15 protein-coding genes are annotated in these 17,171 nt (G+C 48.6%); 2 read left to right on the forward strand and 13 right to left on the reverse strand.

Features of this window, described 5'->3' with window-relative positions; genetic code table 11:
- Positions 1-854: 854 nt before the first annotated feature.
- The 6 genes from BC351_RS25335 to BC351_RS25360 form a co-directional block, all read right to left on the reverse strand.
- Positions 855-2,186: a UDP-glucose dehydrogenase family protein gene (locus BC351_RS25335; RefSeq protein ID WP_079416251.1), complete on the reverse strand. Its 1,332-nt coding sequence runs from the start codon at positions 2,184-2,186 to the stop codon at positions 855-857.
- 29 nt (positions 2,187-2,215) lie between these two features.
- Positions 2,216-3,097 carry a UTP--glucose-1-phosphate uridylyltransferase GalU gene (galU, locus tag BC351_RS25340; RefSeq protein WP_079416253.1) on the reverse strand — a complete coding sequence of 294 codons (882 nt, stop codon included), beginning with the start codon at positions 3,095-3,097 and terminating at the stop codon, positions 2,216-2,218.
- A complete protein-coding gene (locus BC351_RS25345) occupies positions 3,094-3,951 on the reverse strand; it encodes a PHP domain-containing protein (protein ID WP_079416255.1) in 858 nt (285 codons plus the stop codon). The genes galU and BC351_RS25345 overlap by 4 nt, the downstream gene beginning before the upstream one ends.
- 76 nt (positions 3,952-4,027) lie before the next feature.
- The gene (locus tag BC351_RS25350) at positions 4,028-4,939 is read right to left on the reverse strand and encodes a selenium metabolism-associated LysR family transcriptional regulator (RefSeq protein WP_079416257.1); all 912 of its coding nucleotides are present in this window, start codon (positions 4,937-4,939) and stop codon (positions 4,028-4,030) included.
- Positions 4,940-5,050: 111 nt separating this feature from the next.
- A complete protein-coding gene (locus BC351_RS25355) occupies positions 5,051-5,488 on the reverse strand; it encodes a hypothetical protein (protein ID WP_079416258.1) in 438 nt (145 codons plus the stop codon).
- 211 nt (positions 5,489-5,699) lie between these two features.
- The gene (locus BC351_RS25360; RefSeq protein WP_029195610.1) at positions 5,700-5,963 is read right to left on the reverse strand and encodes a YlbG family protein; all 264 of its coding nucleotides are present in this window, start codon (positions 5,961-5,963) and stop codon (positions 5,700-5,702) included.
- Between the two features lie 47 nt (positions 5,964-6,010).
- Here BC351_RS25360 and BC351_RS25365 point away from each other — a divergent pair, with 47 nt between their 5' ends.
- The gene (locus BC351_RS25365; RefSeq protein ID WP_079416260.1) at positions 6,011-7,015 is read left to right on the forward strand and encodes an asparaginase; all 1,005 of its coding nucleotides are present in this window, start codon (positions 6,011-6,013) and stop codon (positions 7,013-7,015) included.
- Between the two features lie 5 nt (positions 7,016-7,020).
- Here BC351_RS25365 and BC351_RS25370 read toward each other — a convergent pair whose 3' ends face one another.
- The 3 genes from BC351_RS25370 to BC351_RS25380 all read right to left on the reverse strand — a co-directional run bounded on the left by BC351_RS25370 (position 7,021) and on the right by BC351_RS25380 (position 11,300).
- Entirely contained in the window at positions 7,021-7,470 is a 450-nt protein-coding gene (locus tag BC351_RS25370; protein WP_144028524.1) for a YlbF/YmcA family competence regulator, read from the reverse strand.
- Positions 7,471-7,597: 127 nt separating this feature from the next.
- On the reverse strand, positions 7,598-9,595 hold the full coding sequence (locus BC351_RS25375; RefSeq protein WP_158082223.1) for a helicase-associated domain-containing protein: 1,998 nt from the start codon (positions 9,593-9,595) through the stop codon (positions 7,598-7,600).
- Positions 9,585-11,300, reverse strand: a complete 1,716-nt coding sequence (locus BC351_RS25380) for a DNA repair helicase XPB (protein WP_079416264.1) — start codon at positions 11,298-11,300, stop codon at positions 9,585-9,587. The genes BC351_RS25375 and BC351_RS25380 overlap by 11 nt, the downstream gene beginning before the upstream one ends.
- A 428-nt stretch (positions 11,301-11,728) precedes the next feature.
- Between BC351_RS25380 and BC351_RS25385 the strand changes: the two genes are divergently transcribed.
- Positions 11,729-12,082, forward strand: a complete 354-nt coding sequence (locus BC351_RS25385; protein WP_079416266.1) for a LysR family transcriptional regulator substrate-binding protein — start codon at positions 11,729-11,731, stop codon at positions 12,080-12,082.
- On the opposite strand, the gene BC351_RS25390 is transcribed toward BC351_RS25385, so the two are convergent.
- The 4 genes from BC351_RS25390 to BC351_RS25405 all read right to left on the reverse strand — a co-directional run bounded on the left by BC351_RS25390 (position 12,027) and on the right by BC351_RS25405 (position 17,135).
- Positions 12,027-13,100, reverse strand: a complete 1,074-nt coding sequence (locus tag BC351_RS25390; protein ID WP_079416268.1) for a Gfo/Idh/MocA family protein — start codon at positions 13,098-13,100, stop codon at positions 12,027-12,029. The two genes, BC351_RS25385 and BC351_RS25390, sit on opposite strands and share 56 nt — an antisense overlap.
- A 27-nt stretch (positions 13,101-13,127) precedes the next feature.
- A complete protein-coding gene (locus BC351_RS25395; RefSeq protein WP_079416270.1) occupies positions 13,128-14,276 on the reverse strand; it encodes a Gfo/Idh/MocA family protein in 1,149 nt (382 codons plus the stop codon).
- 165 nt (positions 14,277-14,441) lie between these two features.
- A complete protein-coding gene (locus BC351_RS25400; protein ID WP_158082224.1) occupies positions 14,442-16,544 on the reverse strand; it encodes a PAS domain-containing sensor histidine kinase in 2,103 nt (700 codons plus the stop codon).
- Between the two features lie 150 nt (positions 16,545-16,694).
- Positions 16,695-17,135: a CBS domain-containing protein gene (locus BC351_RS25405; RefSeq protein ID WP_079416274.1), complete on the reverse strand. Its 441-nt coding sequence runs from the start codon at positions 17,133-17,135 to the stop codon at positions 16,695-16,697.
- Between the last annotated feature and the right edge of the window lie 36 nt (positions 17,136-17,171).

Consider the following 17,171-nt stretch of genomic DNA (forward strand, 5'->3'; position numbering starts at 1 on the left):
AAAAAGGCAGGCTCGGCGGCTAGAAGGCATACAACCTGCTCCGAGACGGTCGAAATGGCAGGCTCAGCTGGGGAAAACTGCATTTTCTCAGCAAAAGCACGCTGAGACTTCCAAAAAGGCAGGCTCGGCGGCTAGAAGGCATACAACCTGCTCCGAGACGGTCGAAATGGCAGGCTCAGCTAGGGAAAACAGCATTTTCTCCGCAAAAGCATGCTGAGACTTGCAAAAATGCAGGCTCGGCGGCTAGAAAGCTTACAACCTGCTCCGAGACGGTCGAAATGGCAGGCTCAGCTAGGGAAACAGCATTTTCTCAGCAAAAGCACGCTGAGACTTCCAAAAAGGCAGGCTCGGCGGCTAGAAAGCTTACAAGCTGCTCCGAGACGGTCAAAATGGCAGGCTCAGCTGGGCAGGTTTACAAAGTACAGTGGCGCATTCCGCTGATGTCCCCCTTTTGCCAGGGATATCGTGGACTTGGTTAGTCGTGGGGTCTGGCGGTCTGGCGGTCTGGCGGTCTGGCGGTCTGGCGGTCTGGCGGTCTGGCGGTCTGGCGGTCTGGCGGTCTGGCGGTCTGGCGGTCTGGCGGTCTGGGGTCTGGGGTCTGGGGTCTGGGGTCTGGGGTCTGGGGTCTGGGGTCTGGGCTTCTAGGGTCCTCGGGGCCTGAGGTTCCAGACTTCGGGCTCCGAGGCTCTGGGCTTCTGGGCTTCCGTGTTCCCAGCTTCTGAGTTGGCACGATCGAAGTGTACTTGTGTGCTGCTAGCCGCAGATCAGCAAGCACAATTAGTGCATAAAAATAAAACAAGAACTGCCCTCAAGTAGTTTTTCTACTTGTAGGCAGCCCTTGCTAGGCCTCACACTTAAACGACCATTTCCGCTTGCACAGCTGTTTTTCTGCCAATGGAAACATACGTAAAGCCGAGTTCACGCATGTCATCCGGTTCAAACATATTGCGTCCATCGACAATGAGCGGTTCCTTCACTAGGCTGCGAATTAACCGCCAATTCAAGCAGCGAATAGCCTCCCATTCGGTCGTGATCACCACAGCATCCGCCTCATCAAGCGCAGCATAGGGATCCGTGAATAATTGCAGATCCGGAAGAAGGCTGGAAGCATGTTCAACTGCCGCAGGGTCGTACGCGTGGACGACAGCGCCTAATTGCTGCAGACCAGCGATAATATCGAGTGCAGGAGCATCCCGTAGATCATCGGTATTCGGCTTAAAAGCGAGACCCAGCACAGCGATTTTTTTTCCGCTTACACGACCGACTTCTTGCTCAATTTTGGTTACGAAGCGTTCTCGCTGCAAGTGATTCACTTCAATGACAGAACGCAATATTTTGAAGTCATAATCGATATTCTGCGCCAGCTTCAGCTGCGCTTTCGTATCCTTAGGGAAGCATGAGCCTCCATAACCAATACCCGCATTCAGGAAATGCGGGCCAATGCGCCGGTCCAATCCCATTCCCTTGGCCACGAGGCTAACATTGGCGTCTACTTTCTCACACACATTGGCCATTTCATTAATAAATGAAATCTTCGTCGCCAGGAAAGCATTCGAGGCGTATTTAATAAGCTCAGCGCTTTCGCGGTCCGTCATAAGCACTTCAGCACGCAAGGATGCATGCAGGGCTGCAATACGTGCTCCCGCATCAGGATGTTTGGCGCCAATCACAATGCGATCCGGATGAAACGTATCCCAGATCGCCGAGCCTTCTCTCAGAAATTCAGGGTTGGAAACAACCTGTATCTCGATGTGAGAGGCGGCCAGCAGGCGAAGATATTGCTCAGCCAAGCTGCCGCTTCCGACGGGCACAGTACTCTTCATGACGACGATTTTAGAGGTAATGGCATTGGCCGCAATACTGGCAAGGACACTGTTCACTTGGGACATATCCACATCGCCGTTGTCCAGTGTAGGCGTACCCACGGCAATGATGATAATATCCGAACCGCGAACAGCCTCCCCGATTTGCGAGGTAAACGATAGTCGATTGGCCAAAACATTAGAAGTAACCAGCTCTTGCAAATCAGGCTCGTAGATGGGCATTTCACCTTGCTGCAAACGAGCAATTTTCTCCTCTGCTTGATCCACGCAGATCACACGATGCCCCATTTCAGCGAAACAGGCACCTGATACCAAGCCTACATAACCCGCACCGATAACCGCAATCCGTTCTGCCTCTCTCATCCATTCAACCTCCCAAGTTTAGCGCATGCCTATTTGGAATCCCATTGCTTGATCAGAGATAATAAATATGATTTCACTTGCTCCTGTAAATCCGGACGCTGCAGAGCGAGCTCAATCGTTGCTTCGATATACCCCATCTTGTCGCCAACATCGTAGCGCTTAGCCTGCATCTGATAAGCTGCCATTTGCTGCTGTCTGTTAAGCACACGCAAAGCGTCGGTCAATTGAATTTCGCCGCCGCGGCCTGCCTCCTGACGTTCCAAAATGCTGAAAATTTCCGGCATGATAATGTACCGGCCGATAACGGCTAAATTAGAAGGCGCTTGGTCACGATCAGGCTTCTCCACCAGATCCTCGATCAGCTGATACTGCTCACGCGCGGCAGCCGGGGATATGATGCCATATTTACTTACATCCGCCCAAGGAACTTCTTGTACGGCGATGACGGACGTTTCGGTTTGCTCGTAAATATTCATCATTTGCTTAAGTCCAGGCGGCGAGGATTGAAGGATATCGTCCCCGAGCAATACCGCGAAAGGCTCATCTCCGATAAACTTACGTGCGCACAAGATGGCATGACCGAGTCCGAGCGGCTGCTTTTGGCGAATATAATGCACATCGGCCAAATTGGACACCGACTGTACAATTTCCAGCAGCTTCGTGCTGCCTTTTTCCTCCAGCATCATCTCAAGCTCAACGGATTTGTCAAAATGATCCTCAATGGCACGCTTATTGCGCCCAGTTACAATAATGATATCTTCAATGCCGGATTCAATCGCTTCCTCGACGATATATTGAATAGCCGGCTTATCAACGATGGGCAGCATTTCTTTGGGCTGCGCCTTGGTCGCTGGCAGGAAACGAGTACCTAAACCAGCCGCGGGAATAATGGCTTTGCGAATCTTCTTCATGGACGCTGCTCCTTCTCCGGTTGTAGATGCTGCAGGATATCGATGCCTATGCGCTTCGAGCCAATCGGTGCATGAAAGACAACACCGCCTCGTTCGCCGTGAAAATCGGAACCTGCTGTAATGAGAAGTCCGGAGCGCTGTGCAAGAAGAAGGTACTTCGCCTCATCTTCCGGTGTATGGTCGGAGTGGTAAACTTCAATCCCATCTAACCCTTGCTGGGCGATGGCCTCTACAAGAGCATCATTATGATAAATGCCCGGATGCGCAAGAACAGCCTTCCCTCCTGCGTCATGAATCCAGGCTATAGCCGTCGCAGGCTCAATCCTTGGCGGATTCGCATACGCAGCAGCCCCGGTGCCTAAGTACTTGTCAAAAGCCTCGCTGATGGATGCCACATAGCCTTTACCCAATAAAACAGCCGCGATATGCGGTCTCCCTACGGTGTCGCCTTGGCGCTTGATGTTCTCTACCTCTTTGAGCACTTCGGCCATCGTAATGTCAAGACCTAACTGCTGCAGGCGGTCAATGATCATTTGATTCCGGGTATCCCGCGTGTCCCGCAAAGACGATAATCTTGCCAGAAATTGCGGGTCCTCCGTTTGAACGTAGTAACCCAGTACATGAATATCCTGTCCGCCCGCTACTGTCGAAATCTCCACGCCAGGCACAACCTCAATACCGAGCTTAAGGCCCTCTGCAAGCGCCTCAGCCACGCCTGAAACCGTGTCATGATCTGTGATGGCGATCGCTCCCAAACCGGCGTCAAAAGCCATTTGAACGTTAGCTGCGGGACGCTGAGTCCCATCGGAAGCGGTTGTATGCGTATGTAGATCTGCTTCTATTCTTACTGGCATTTTTCTTTACACTTCCTTTATCGTAAATGACGTCTATAAACAGAACATTAAGGGACCTGCAGATTTATGTAAAATGTTAAAGGAAACGGCTCAAATCTTCCTGCCGCAAAAAAGTCATGAAACTGACAGCTGAGATGGGAAGCAGCGTAGAGTTCAAATAGATCGCATAGAAGCTGCGCTCAAAGGTGATATTCTCAATCGTTTTCACTTTAAAAAGCCCCAGTGTCACTTCATGCTTCACAGAAGATTGCGACAGGATCGAAATCCCTAGCCCCGCTTCAACGGCTGACTTGATCGCACCCGTGCTGCCCAGCTCCATCACAATTTTCATCGGAGAGCAGTCCATCTGACAGCGTGCGAACTCCTCTTCCATGACTCTTCTCGTCCCCGAGCCTTGTTCGCGCAGAACGAACGGATATTTCAGGAGCTCCTCGAACGAAACGACGTCCATATCCGCCAGAGGATGATCGGCAGGCACGATCAGTTTCAACTCGTCGCTCAGAATCGCTTCTGTATGTACGTCAGGATGATCAATGGGCGCTTCCACGAGTCCGAAATTGAGTTGATGCCCCAGCACTTCATCCAGGATTTGCGTCGTATTCATCACTTTCATTGAAACCGAAATATTCGGATAATCTTTGCTGAAAGGGCCAAGCAGCCTCGGCAGGATGTACTCTCCCATCGTTAAGCTGGCACCCAATTGCAGCCGCCCTTCAATCATCTTCGTAAATTTGGACATCGCGACATCCGTTTCCCGAATCAGCTCAATGCTGTTTTTGGCGAACGGCATAAGGGCTCGTCCCGCTTCAGACAGCTCAATCTTCTTGGTGCTCCGATGAAACAGCTTCACGCCGAAATAATCTTCCAGCGATTGCACCTGCATGGTGACTGCAGGCTGAGTCATATGTAAAGCTCCAGCCGCATGAGAGAAGCTTCCTTTCTCCGCAACGGTATAGAAGATATGCAATTGATGAAAATTAAGTGCCATGAAAACCCGCCTCTCTTTGTTTACATTATATGAAATAGAACGCTTACCGTCCATTAAGACAAAAAAAGAGCATGTCGGAATCGACACCCTCTTCGCCATCCCCATATCTGATTATCGACGTTTGCGGCTGTTCTTGATCAAGGTCATTCGGCGAGAATGCCGCAGCCAGGAATAATAGGATTTCAAGTCACGAAGCTCCATCGTTTCGGACATTCTTCCGAGGAATGTCACAATAATCATCTTGTGCAGCGGATTTCCGACCAGATCCGTCTCATGTTCCAAGTGGGAAAACTCAGCGACAACAACAAGATCGTCGTCAATGAGATAGACATCCTCTTCATTCCGGTAATAAGGGACAATGCTATCGTTTTTCAGCTTTTCCCAAAGAAAAGCACAAATTTCCTCGAGTGAATTGTTTTCACTAGAAACACGATCTGTCCATCTTAGCTTGGCATGATTCGTGATCACGACATCCGCCACTTTCTTATCCCCCAGTTGTACGAAAAATGGTTCGTAAGTACTCCATCTCCCCATCACCTTGTCTTTCATGATCACAACCCCTTTCCTACTAAAATGAGACCGTGTACCTATTCCATAAATGTATGTAAGTTATACTTTACTTGATTATAACTAAATTTTCCATGGAAGAATATATAAAATTATTAATAAATATTTGTGAACTCGTGAAAAAATGCTTATTTTCTAAAAATTCAAAAAATAAAAAAAGCTTCGTGAGAAGCTTTCGTTTTGCACTGCAGCCTCAAAGGGTGTAAAATCTAGTTTTGTCTGGCACATCACTACTGTATTCAGTTTTAATTTCATTGCGGTAAGACTTCTCTACCTTTTTGACGTATGGAAGCTTCAAAAGGTTCCGTGTTGTCTCATCTACTTTGCTGGCATGTATATAAAGTACGGCATAGTTCATTTTTTTCGAAATGTAGTGAAGCGAACCAAACCGTTCCAAGTTTCTCGCGGCTTTAATATCGTTCACCCAAATGATTAATCCGCTGCGCTCGATCATCATGATTGCTACCTCTTTTCAATAATCCTAGTATGGAGTGATTCTTTGGCATGAAGTCTTCTAACACCATTGTCCGCGTGTATCGCGGAAGCATAACAGAAAGTATTCACCGCGTCCACCTCGCGGTTGTGAACGCACAAGGGACGTTGCTGCACGAAGCAGGCGACCCGCAGCTCCTGACCTTCGCCCGTTCCACGGCGAAGCTGATTCAAACGCTGCCGGTGATTGAATCAGGCGCGGCCGATCATTACGGCCTGGATGAGGCCGAAATCGCCCTGTGCTGCGCTTCCCACAATGGGGAAGCCGAGCACGTGAGCACCGCCCGGGGAATACTGGGCAAGCTCGGTTTCTACCATACGCACCTGCAATGCGGTGCGCATGAGCCTTTCCACGCGCCTACCGCACAAGCGATGCGCGAGCGGGGCGAAGCCCCAACCACCTTGCACAACAATTGCTCGGGCAAACATTCGGGTATGCTGACACTCAGCGCGCATCTCGGAGCATCTCCGGACACCTACATGAGCTTGCAGCATCCGGTTCAACAGCTGATGCTGGATGCCGTATGCGCAATGTCGGATGTGCCTAAGTCACAGATGCAGCTTGGCATTGACGGCTGCGGAGTACCCGTGTTCGGTATGCCGATTCGCCATCTAGCTCTTGCTTTTGCCAGATTAGGCAGCCCCGAAGGGTTATCCGAAGTGCGTGCAAACGCTTGCCGAAGAATTGTCGCCGCGGTGCGAAAATATCCTCAATTCCTCGCGGGAAGCGACCGCTTCGATACGCGATTAATCGAGGTAACGGGTGGCCGAATCATCGGAAAAATGGGCGCCGAGGGCATTTTCGCCTTAACGATTCCAGAGCAGAGCCTAGGCTTCGTCCTGAAGATTGAGGACGGCAATCAACGCGCCATGTATCCGGCTGTCGTAGAAGCCTTGAAGCAGCTAAGCCTGCTCTCTGAATCAGAAGTACATGAGCTGGCATCTTTCCATAACCCCATTGTTCATAACTGGCAAGGAACCGAGGTCGGTATTATCCGCCCCGATTTCAAGCTATAATTCATTTATCCGCAATTCCCGCTGCAGCTTCCACCGGAACTGCAGCCTTTGCCAGTTGAAAGTGGATTGTTGCTTGGGACTTTAATGGAGTCTGAAACCGCGTGAGCGATCGTTGTGGATACCGTAAACAATAAATCATCCAGACGATCCTCCGCTTCTTTAAATTTGCGAACCGCTTCAACAGCTTGAAGCTTGTCCTGAATCACATTCACAGCAGCTAACGCTTCATGATAGCTTGGGTGGTAATGTCCGAAACGCTCACATTCCTCGAAAGCCTCTTTCTTTCTGTTGAATATAATTTGCAGGCTTTTCACTTCTTCACTATTCTCTACAGCGTTCTTCCAATATAAATAATCTGCTACTTCTGCAGAGGAATTAATCATATCACCCATGTCATAAGCCTGCATAAGAACAGCTGACATATCTATTGTATCTGCTTCCATTGTTTGTAACATACTTACAATCAAATCCTTCCTCTCGAAGAGTAACTAACCTCTCTACTATATCACAGTTCCCCAAGAGTTTCTTCCTTTTCTCGTTGCAACAAATTCCCTTGTCCATGAAACAACAGGATGCTTCGTCCTAACTGTATACGCCTTCATCGTTTATGCCAGGTAAAATTAATTTCATTTCTTCCCAATCATCGCTCGATAGGGCAATCTCGTGAGTTTCCTCAAGCCCCTCCAGCATCCAGCCGGAGCGTTCTTCCCGCAAAAAACGAGGAATAACGAAGCGGTTCTGACCTTCTTTGCGCAGCTGCAAAGCACTCTTCCATTCGATCGCTTTGCGGATCATTTCCTTCCGCGTAGAGCCGTGATAGGCACGAAATTCTTGCAGCCAGCTTAGCGGAATTTCCTGCATATCCGGATACACATCATTGCGTTCAGGTATTTGGGCATCCATGTCGTAGAGCAGAATCGTGTCTTTGGCATAACACAAGCCTTTGGACTGTGCAATAGAAGGATCGGCAGCTGGTGAAGTCGTAGTTATGGAATGGTCCTTCCTGTTGTATTTCGGAGAGTATCCCATCTGCTCTAAACATTTTGTCAGAGCAGCTAAATGCTCTTTCGCCACTATGAAATTCGCATCTCCTACCCGCTCACCCAGAAATGGCAGGCTTTTGGCGTTTCTGAGCAGCGCATCAGCAATCTCTTCGGAACGGCAGCGCAGCAGTGTGACTTCATCGAAATACAATTGTCCAGCCTGCTCACCCCATTGCAGCAAAGTAGCCTTCAGATGCGGCGGCACCTCATAATAAGCATGCTGTTCCAAAACCCGAATCATCTCTTCCAAGCTACTCCCCATCTCCAAAGCACGGTAAACACTTTCTTTGCTCAATTGATAAGAACGTACCAGATCGGTCGAGCGAAGATCCGCAAATGAGGCAACCGCCCATTCTGTTCGCAGATCTGCAGCCGGCGGCAGCAGCAGTTCAAAATCGGGCTGAACATACAGCGATGACAGGCTCTCAGAAGCCGAGTCGCCGCTCCCAGAGGCATGATGAGCGGAAACCATGCTGGTTTCACTTGAGATCGTTATCAGCCACCTGAACCATCTCACACCGTCTTGATCTTGACCAAGGTCAATGAAGCCGAAGGTATGCAGCGGAGCAAGCCACGCTGACAACACAGCCTCGTAGAGGGAATTGGTGTCATTCCCCTCACCGCCAAGGGTGCAGTACGCTGCGATGCATTGAACCAAGTCATCCACGGCACACCACTTGCCGGTATTCACTTTCTCCATCAGACCCATGCCATGCTGCAGCCATACGGGAGCCGGGATCAATAGCTGGCGCCAAATGCGATAAAGCAAGACCTGCTGCTGGTCATAGTCACCTTGGAGCCATGCTAGACATGCGTTCTGATTGAACGAATATGCACCGCTTTGCAGCACCAAACATTCCAGTTGTATCGCCAGTTCAAGCATTAGCGCGGTTTGTTCATCATAGCTGTCTCTAAATGCATACGCGATTCCAGCGGCACGCAGAATATCTTCCGGGAGAGACAGATGCTGCGTCAGCTTCTGCAGCTGTTTTTTATGCAAGGTTCCCTTGTTCGTTACAGGAAGCGCAGACTGCTTGGAACAAGCTGCCAGGAAGTGAAACAGCTGCTGGGCGAGGCCTCTTGGATGAGCCGGCGGGTCTTCCGCGATGATTGCACTTAGATCCTCTGCTGTTCGCAGCGTGACGACCGGAAATAACAGCTCCTGCCAGGCGGCAAACGTATCCTCCGGCAGAACGAAGAGCTGCTCTCCCCATGCTTTGCGGAAAGCCGCAATCACTCCTGATCTCCGCAGGCCAATCAGACCCACAGCTACTTGCGCGCCAGCCATACGAAGATGCGCTTGCTTCTCAAGCGCTTCTCGCGTAAACGGTTCGCAGCCAAATGCAGAGACGATAAGCCGCAGCGTTTGCTTCTCATCTCCAGTCAACTGAGAAACCAAGATACTCAGATACGTTGTATGCGTCATTATCTCAGATAATTCCAGACCTTGATCTAGGTAAACAGCGCACCAATTTTGCTTCGTAATCAGCTCTTTTAACGCTTGCGGCATTTTCTTTACAGCTTGGTCATACCTCATGATGCACCTCTTCTCGCTTCTTCCGTACCGGCTCCCAGCTGGAGATCCCATATTCATAGCCCTGTTCAACCAAAAATAGCTGGCGCTTCAGTGCAAAATCCTGCTCTTTGGTATCCTCACTGATCAAGGAGTAGAACACGGCTGTGTTGGCTGTGCCTATCCTTTTGGGACGAAGAATCCGCCCCAGTCTTTGCGCTTCTTCCTGCCGGGAGCCGTAGCTGCCGGATACTTGGATCGCGACCGCGGCATCAGGCAGATCAACGGCGAAATTAGCCACTTTGGACACAATGAGCAGCGGCAATTGACCTTTTTTGAACTGCTGATACAGCTCTTCCCGACGTTCATAGGGCATTCCGCCACTAATCATAGGTGCACCCGTATGGGCTGCAATCAATTCCAATTGATCGATATATTGACCAATAATGAGTGTTTGTTCATTCGCATGCTGAATCAACAAGTGATCAATGACGTCAAGTTTAGCCATATTTTCCCCGGCAATCCTGAACTGCTGTCTAGCTCCAGAAGCGCTATACCGATCGCGGTCCATGCCCGAAAGAGGAACACGCACCTCCTGACAGCTGACTTTGGCAATCCAGCCCATGGACTCAAGCTGTTTCCATGCCATGTCATATTTCTTCGGTCCTACAAGAGAGAAAACATCCTCTTCTCGTCCATCTTCCCGAATCAAGGTCGCTGTCAAGCCAAGTCTGCGCGTCGCCTGAATCTCGGCCGTAGCTCGGAACACCGGTGCTGGGAGCAGATGAACCTCATCATAAATAATCAGTCCCCAGTCTCTTTCGCTGAATAACCGCATATGTGAAAATTCGTCTTCCTTCTTGCCCCGATGCGTCAAAATTTGATAGGTGGCAATGGTAATCGGCTTCACTTCCTTGGACGTACCGGAATATTCCCCTACTTGATCTTCAGACAGCCCTGTTTTGCTCAAAATCTCGCGTTTCCATTGCTTCACAGAAGTCACATTGGATGTAAGGATCAAGGTAGCGCAGCCGCATCTCGCCATCGCGGCTATGCCAACAATCGTTTTTCCCGCTCCGCAGGGCAGCACGAGAACACCGCTGCCTTCTGCATCAATCCGATGAAAAGCATCGACGGCATGCTGTTGATAATCGCGGAGCTGGAATGGAGCTTGCCCCTCTCCTTCCTCTTCATCCAGCAGTTGAATCGGAAGCTGCTCCCCCTTGCGATACGCGGCCAAATCTTCCACCGGAAAGCCTAATTTGATAAGCTCCTGCTTCAAAACCCCTCTGGCAACGTGAGAAATAGCAATAGCCCGCTCGCCGCGGGTATCACTTACATATTTTTTTAACGAATCGTACGCACAAATTTCTTTGAGCACTACCGTATCGTCGCTGACCAAATAAAGCTCATTCCCGACATCTTCCATGCGCAGCATCCCATAGCGGTTCGCATATTTGCGGATGCTGCTCAGCACGGAGGACGGGACTCCAAATTTCGCATATTGCTGTAAGCAGGCTGTCATCTGATCGATCGGCATACCTGCGGCAGCTGCATTCCAGAGTGATAACGGAGTAATTCGGTACGTGTGGAGATGCTCCGGACTTTTGACCAAGTCGGCAAAGCGAGAAAGCTCACCTCTAACCGCTTCAAAATCCGGGTGATGCGTTTCTAACAAAACCGTCAAGTCACTCTGAACGATCAGCGGACGAATAGGATCCCAGGTCAAATCGCATGCCACCTCCTTTTTACCTTAGTATGAAAGGAAAAGGCTTGATTTAAACATGATCACCGTGCTAATGTCTAATATAAAAAATAACCGATCACAACCAAGGCAAGCAGAGAAAGCCCCCCAGCTATCGGAAGGAGCCTGAACCTCCTTTTCTCTGCTTTATCGTACCAATGTGCCTTTCGCGAGCGTCTCTCTATCTCTTTGACCTGCTCCTCGTATCTTTTCTCTATCTCATATAGATTCCACATGGCAACTCCCCCTATCCGTTGGTTGAAATGAATTTTACCATGGGAGGAACTACCAGAGTTATCTATAATAAATGATCGTATCCATCGAAAATAATGATAGTTGAGGGAGGGTGGACAGATTGGATCTGACCTTATACAAAACGGCATTGGAAGTTGCCAAATGGCAGCGAAATTCTCATGTCCAAGACAGGCAGCCGCTGCCGTAATCTATTTGAGAAATTTCTGCGCAACCATCACATTCAATATACCTTAAGTTATGAAATCAATAATTATGAAACAGTGAAAAAATGCGCGATGCATGGATTAGGCATTACTTTGCTGCCCAAAACAACCGTTGCCGCTGAAACGCAAAATGGGCAGCTAGCGATTTTACCGCTAGACTACCCGAATTTTAAACTGCAAGTGCAGCTGTGCTACCATACCAAAAGGCAATTATCTATGCCAATGAAGGCATTTATCCAATCTATGTGTTATCCTACTCCACACGAACGGCTTTCTCTTGAGCAAGCAAGCAGAGCTCTGCCGCTTTGAACGTATGAGCCTGAGTCATCGCGTGCTCGGTTCCATGAAGACAATCCAAGATCAATTGACCAAAGAATGGAAAGCCTACTTGCCCATGCAGGCTGTAGTGCTTTTCCCCTTGCTGGTTGACGAGGTATAACTGATCTCCCTGCGGATCGCGTGCAATGTCAATATACTTGCGAAGCTCAATGTATCCTTCGGTCCCAAGAATCAGTGTCCGTCCGTCTCCCCAAGTCCCTAGACCACTTGGTGTTAACCAGTCAACTCGGAAATAGTTGGTTGCCCCATTATCTCCAATGAGCGTTGCATCGCCGAAATCCTCAAGCTCCGGATAGTCCTTCGCATGATAGTTCGCTACTTTGCTGCTTGCAATCGTAGCATCCTTACAGCCGGCATAGAACAAGAACTGCTCGATTTGATGACTGCCGATATCACAGAGAATACCGCCGTATTTATCCTTCTTGAAGAACCAATCCGGACGACCTGCTGCTCCCAACCGATGTGGTCCAAGACCAATGACTTGAACGACACGGCCGATAGCGCCCTCTTCAATCAGCTGGCCTGCAAAAACGGCACTCTCCACATGAAGGCGCTCACTGAAGTAAACGGCATACTTGCGGCCCGTTTCTTCCACCTTAGCTTTAGCAGCAGCAAGCTGCTCCAGCGTAGTGAATGGCGTTTTATCCGTAAAGTAATCCTTGCCGTGCTCCATAGCTCTAATTCCCAAGGCTCCGCGTTCTGAAGGAACAGCAGCCGAAGCGATGAGCTTAACCTCTGCATCATCGAAAATTTCCTGCTCCGACGCCGCAGCTTTGACATGCGGATATCTCTCAATGAAAGCTTGTACTTTCGCAGGATCCTGATCATACACCCACTTCAGCTCAGCTCCCGCTTCCTGAAGCCCATTGCACATGCCATAGATATGACCATGGTCCAGAGCAATCGCCGCGAAGACGAATTCCCCTTTTTGAACGACAATGTTCGGTTTTCCTTTTGGCGCGTAATTCATGCCATCGTTTTTTTGCATATCCAATCATCCCTCCAACGGCTTAAATTAAACATCCAACGTTTTAAAGCCCGCTTCTTTGTTGACTTTGGAGGTTTTGATCTTGTCTTGCAAGTGCTGCTCGAAAAGCTCTTCATCAATCGGCAGATCAACCCAGTTGTCTGTCCATGTTGATAACAGCATCGCATTGGACAACATCAAGCCTTTGATTCCTTCTTCGCCTGGAGCAACAAGCGGAGTCCCATGAAGAATTGCATCAACAAAGTTTTGAGTGATGCCCTTGTGGCCGGTTTCTTGCCCTTCAATCGGAATCTCGCATTTCCAGCATTCTGGTTGTCCAAATCCACCTTTGAAGGTTTCATTGAATTCTCTTTCGGACACACGCAAGCGCCAGAAGGTCAATTTGCCATCTTCGATCACAATTTTCCCGCGATCGCCTGACAATTCGAATCGGTTCGTACCTGGAGCTTCACCGGTTGTCGTTACGAATAAGCCTGTTGCGCCATTCTCATACTCAACGAATGCGGTTACATCGTCCTCAACTTCGATGTTGCGGTGCTTGCCGAAGTAGCAGAATGCACGAACTCGTTTGGGCATCATATCAATCGTCCACTGCCACAAGTCCAGTTGGTGCGGATCCTGATTGATCAGAACGCCGCCGCCTTCACCAGCCCAAGTTGCACGCCAGCCGCCTGAATCGTAGTAGCTTTGGGATCTGTACCAGTTCGTAATAATCCAGTTCGTTCTGCGGATTTCACCAAGCTCGCCTGAAGAAACCAGGTCTTTCAACTTTTTATATAAAGGATTTGTACGTTGATTGTACATCATACTGAATACTTTACCGGATGCTTGCGCAGCCTCGTTCATTTGACGAACTTGTTTCGTGTAGACGCCCGCAGGCTTCTCACACAAGACGTGAAGTCCAGCTTTGAAGGCTTTAGCAGCTACTTCTGGGTGATCATAATGAGGCGTTGCAATCAAAACACCGTCAATGGTTCCCGAAGCAAGAAACGTATCGAGATTGTCAAATAATTGGACACCTTCGCCAAGGTTTTCTTTCGCCCATTCCAAACGGTCAGCTCTGAACTCGCAAATAGCCGTCAGCTCAGCGCCCTTCACTTCGTTGTTGATCAAATATTTGGCATGTCCGGTTCCCATGTTGCCAAGACCAATAATACCAATCCTTACTTTGTTCATCCTGTACGTCACCTTTTTCCTGTCAGATTCGGAATCATTGAACACGTTACCAATGTAGCATATTTATAAGCATGCATCTTGTCTCAGATTGACCACCTTATTGCGAACTTTGACAGTTGCAGAAGTCCTATGACTGAAATTGACAGTTATCGAAACAATTTGCCCTTACACAGATGCCGGCAGCTGAATAAGCACTGTTGTCCCCACGCCAAGCTTGCTTTGATACTCGATATGCCCCTGATGCTCGTCAATAATCGCAAAACTGACCATCATCCCCAGTCCCGTACCTTTCTCTTTGGTTGTATAAAAGGGTTCCCCTATGCGCGGCAGCCGTTCCTCAGAAATTCCCTGACCTTGATCTTCAAAAAAGAAGGCTACCTGGTTCGCCATTTTGCGAACGATAATGCGCAAATTCCCGCCAGTCGGCATTGCTTCTATCGCATTTTTGATGACATTGATAAACACTTGCTTCAACTGACTGCTCTCACTTCTAACCAATGGAAGATCGAGTTCAGAGGTCAGATCAATGATGACGTTACTAATAATAGCCTCGGTATTCAGCAGCTCAATCACTTCACGAAGAATTGCTATCACATCATGCAGTTGATAGGCTAGCACTTGTGGCTTGGCTAAGATGAGCAGCTCTCCCAGAATCAATTCGATACGATTAAATTCTTCCTGCATGATTTGAAAATAGCGCAGTCTACTATCTTCATTAGCATGACACATCAGTTTAGCAAAGCCTTTAAGCGCTGTAAGCGGATTCCTTATCTCATGCGCAATACCTGCCGCTAATTGACCGGCAACATTCAATTTCTCCGTCCTTCGAAGCAGTTCTTCCGTCTGTTTCTGAAGGGTAATGTCCTGGACAGTTCCGAATACACGCAGAGGCCTGCCCCATTCGTCATAGGATGTCTTGGCCATGGTATGAATCGTACGAACTTCCTCATCCACAATAATCCTGACTGTCATATCAAGCGAACCCATTTGCAGTGCTACTCGCAACGCTTCCTTCACCTTGAGCATATCGTCCGGATGAACAATATGAATGAAAAGATCCATTTGGCTTGTATAAGAATCACGCTGGATATGGAGCAAGGTAAACAATTCATCAGACCACTGCAGCTCATTGCGAATGACATCCCAGCTGTAATGTCCCAGACCCGCGATTTCTTGGGCGATTTGAAGGTTCGCTTTGCTTTTTTTGAGTTCCTCTTCAATGAGCTTATGCCCCGTAATATCGTGTATAAGTCCACGAACGATGAGTCGATTGCTATCACTTCTACAACGCTCAATCTGCGTCCTAATGTAACGCAGCTCGCCGTCAGCACGAGTAATTCGGTACTCAACCTCGACTCGTCCTTGGCGAACAGCCGTTTCAACCGCCAACCCGACTTTCTCTCGATCCTCAGGCAAAATCAATTGGATTGCATCTCTCAGATTCATCTGCTCTTGAGGCACAAGACCATGAATACGATAGATTTCATCCGACCATAGTATATAATTTTTCGTTATTTCCCGTTCGAAACTGCCGAATTGACCCAGTCGCTGAGCCTGCACGAATCGCTCCTCAACAACCTTGCGTTCCGTAATATCCCGCCAAATGCATAGCTTCTGACTTCGCTCGCCCTCTTCACCGAGCATCCACTTATAATTCATCTCAAACCAAACATACCAACCGTTCTTGTGAAGAAACCGGCAGGTTATGATGCCTTGATCGTTATTGAGAAATATCCCATCTTCTTCCGTAAAGCTTCCTCTAAGCGCTTCTATGTCTTCCGGGTGACAATAGGCGAAAATATGAATGCCTAGAATTTCATCAACCTCAAACCCAAGCAATCGCTGGATCGCAGGAGAGACATACCGAAATATACCGTCCCTCGTTGTCAACGTGATTAAATCCTGTGCGTGTTCGACATACATCTGAACCGTACGATCTTGTAGAAAACTCATTTCCATGGAGACTTGTTTGTGCAATCTAATATGCAAATGGCCTTCATATGGATATGCACTGACCTGAAACCACTGGTTGTTCGATTGTATGTATTCTTCGAAGTGAACTTCCCTGTTATGTTGAAAGGATTTATGGAACTGCTCGTAACAAGCATTGCGCATAGCTAGAGGAAATTCAGCCCAAATCACCTTACCTACTAAATCAGCGGGACGTCGCCCTACGATAGCTGCTGCATACTCATTTATATATGTATAATGCCAACGGTCGTCTAGGATAATTACACCTATCATCGTGCTTTCTTTCTCATTTGCCATTTTACGATGTAAGCCCCCTCTACAGTTATACGCTTTCATTATCTCCTAAAGGCTCATCTGGAGTAAAGATCGATTTCTGAATTCACCACAAAGAAAGCAGCCCCTTCCGCAATGGAAAAGAGCTGCTTTCTCATGAACCGATAAGGACGATTACTTGCTGCCAACGAATGTTTTGTCGGAAGAAATGCGACTAAGTGCTTCTCCTGCCTCATCCTCGAAACTTCCTCGCACAGCCAAATCTCCAATTGCAACTACGCCAACAAGCTCACCATTTTCTACGACCGGCAAGCGGCGAATTTGTTGCTTCGCCATTATTTTCGCGGCCTCTTCAATCGAAGTGCTTGGCGTGATGATCGCCATGTCTTTCGTAATCACTTCATCCACAGCGGTAGAACCTGACTTCTTCTCTGCGTAGCCGCGGACGACAAGATCACGGTCAGTCACAACACCAATTAGCTTTTTGCCATCAACAACGGCGACAAATCCAATATCATGCTGCTTCATTTTCACCGCAATCTCATAGACATTATCCTGCAGCGTAACCGTTACGCAATCTGTACTCATGATGTCTTTCACTGTTTTCCCTAGCATAGCCACAATCCCTCCTTGGAGTTAACGTACACCTCT

The organism is Paenibacillus ferrarius (assembly GCF_002027705.1).
Classification (GTDB): domain Bacteria; phylum Bacillota; class Bacilli; order Paenibacillales; family NBRC-103111; genus Paenibacillus_E; species Paenibacillus_E ferrarius.

What these genes read in the sequence shown, in the direction of transcription:
- BC351_RS25395 (WP_079416270.1), bottom strand. Translation starts at nt 14,276, where the DNA reads ATGAACAAAGTAAGGATTGGTATTATTGGTCTTGGCAACATGGGAACC.
- BC351_RS25350 (WP_079416257.1), bottom strand. Translation starts at nt 4,939, where the DNA reads ATGGCACTTAATTTTCATCAATTGCATATCTTCTATACCGTTGCGGAG.
- BC351_RS25385 (WP_079416266.1), top strand. Translation starts at nt 11,729, where the DNA reads ATGTCCAAGACAGGCAGCCGCTGCCGTAATCTATTTGAGAAATTTCTG.
- BC351_RS25375 (WP_158082223.1), bottom strand. Translation starts at nt 9,595, where the DNA reads ATGAGGTATGACCAAGCTGTAAAGAAAATGCCGCAAGCGTTAAAAGAG.
- BC351_RS25335 (WP_079416251.1), bottom strand. Translation starts at nt 2,186, where the DNA reads ATGAGAGAGGCAGAACGGATTGCGGTTATCGGTGCGGGTTATGTAGGC.
- BC351_RS25405 (WP_079416274.1), bottom strand. Translation starts at nt 17,135, where the DNA reads ATGCTAGGGAAAACAGTGAAAGACATCATGAGTACAGATTGCGTAACG.
- BC351_RS25400 (WP_158082224.1), bottom strand. Translation starts at nt 16,544, where the DNA reads ATGGCAAATGAGAAAGAAAGCACGATGATAGGTGTAATTATCCTAGAC.
- galU (WP_079416253.1), bottom strand. Translation starts at nt 3,097, where the DNA reads ATGAAGAAGATTCGCAAAGCCATTATTCCCGCGGCTGGTTTAGGTACT.
- BC351_RS25365 (WP_079416260.1), top strand. Translation starts at nt 6,011, where the DNA reads ATGAAGTCTTCTAACACCATTGTCCGCGTGTATCGCGGAAGCATAACA.
- BC351_RS25345 (WP_079416255.1), bottom strand. Translation starts at nt 3,951, where the DNA reads ATGCCAGTAAGAATAGAAGCAGATCTACATACGCATACAACCGCTTCC.
- BC351_RS25390 (WP_079416268.1), bottom strand. Translation starts at nt 13,100, where the DNA reads ATGCAAAAAAACGATGGCATGAATTACGCGCCAAAAGGAAAACCGAAC.
- BC351_RS25360 (WP_029195610.1), bottom strand. Translation starts at nt 5,963, where the DNA reads ATGATGATCGAGCGCAGCGGATTAATCATTTGGGTGAACGATATTAAA.
- BC351_RS25355 (WP_079416258.1), bottom strand. Translation starts at nt 5,488, where the DNA reads ATGAAAGACAAGGTGATGGGGAGATGGAGTACTTACGAACCATTTTTC.
- BC351_RS25370 (WP_144028524.1), bottom strand. Translation starts at nt 7,470, where the DNA reads ATGTTACAAACAATGGAAGCAGATACAATAGATATGTCAGCTGTTCTT.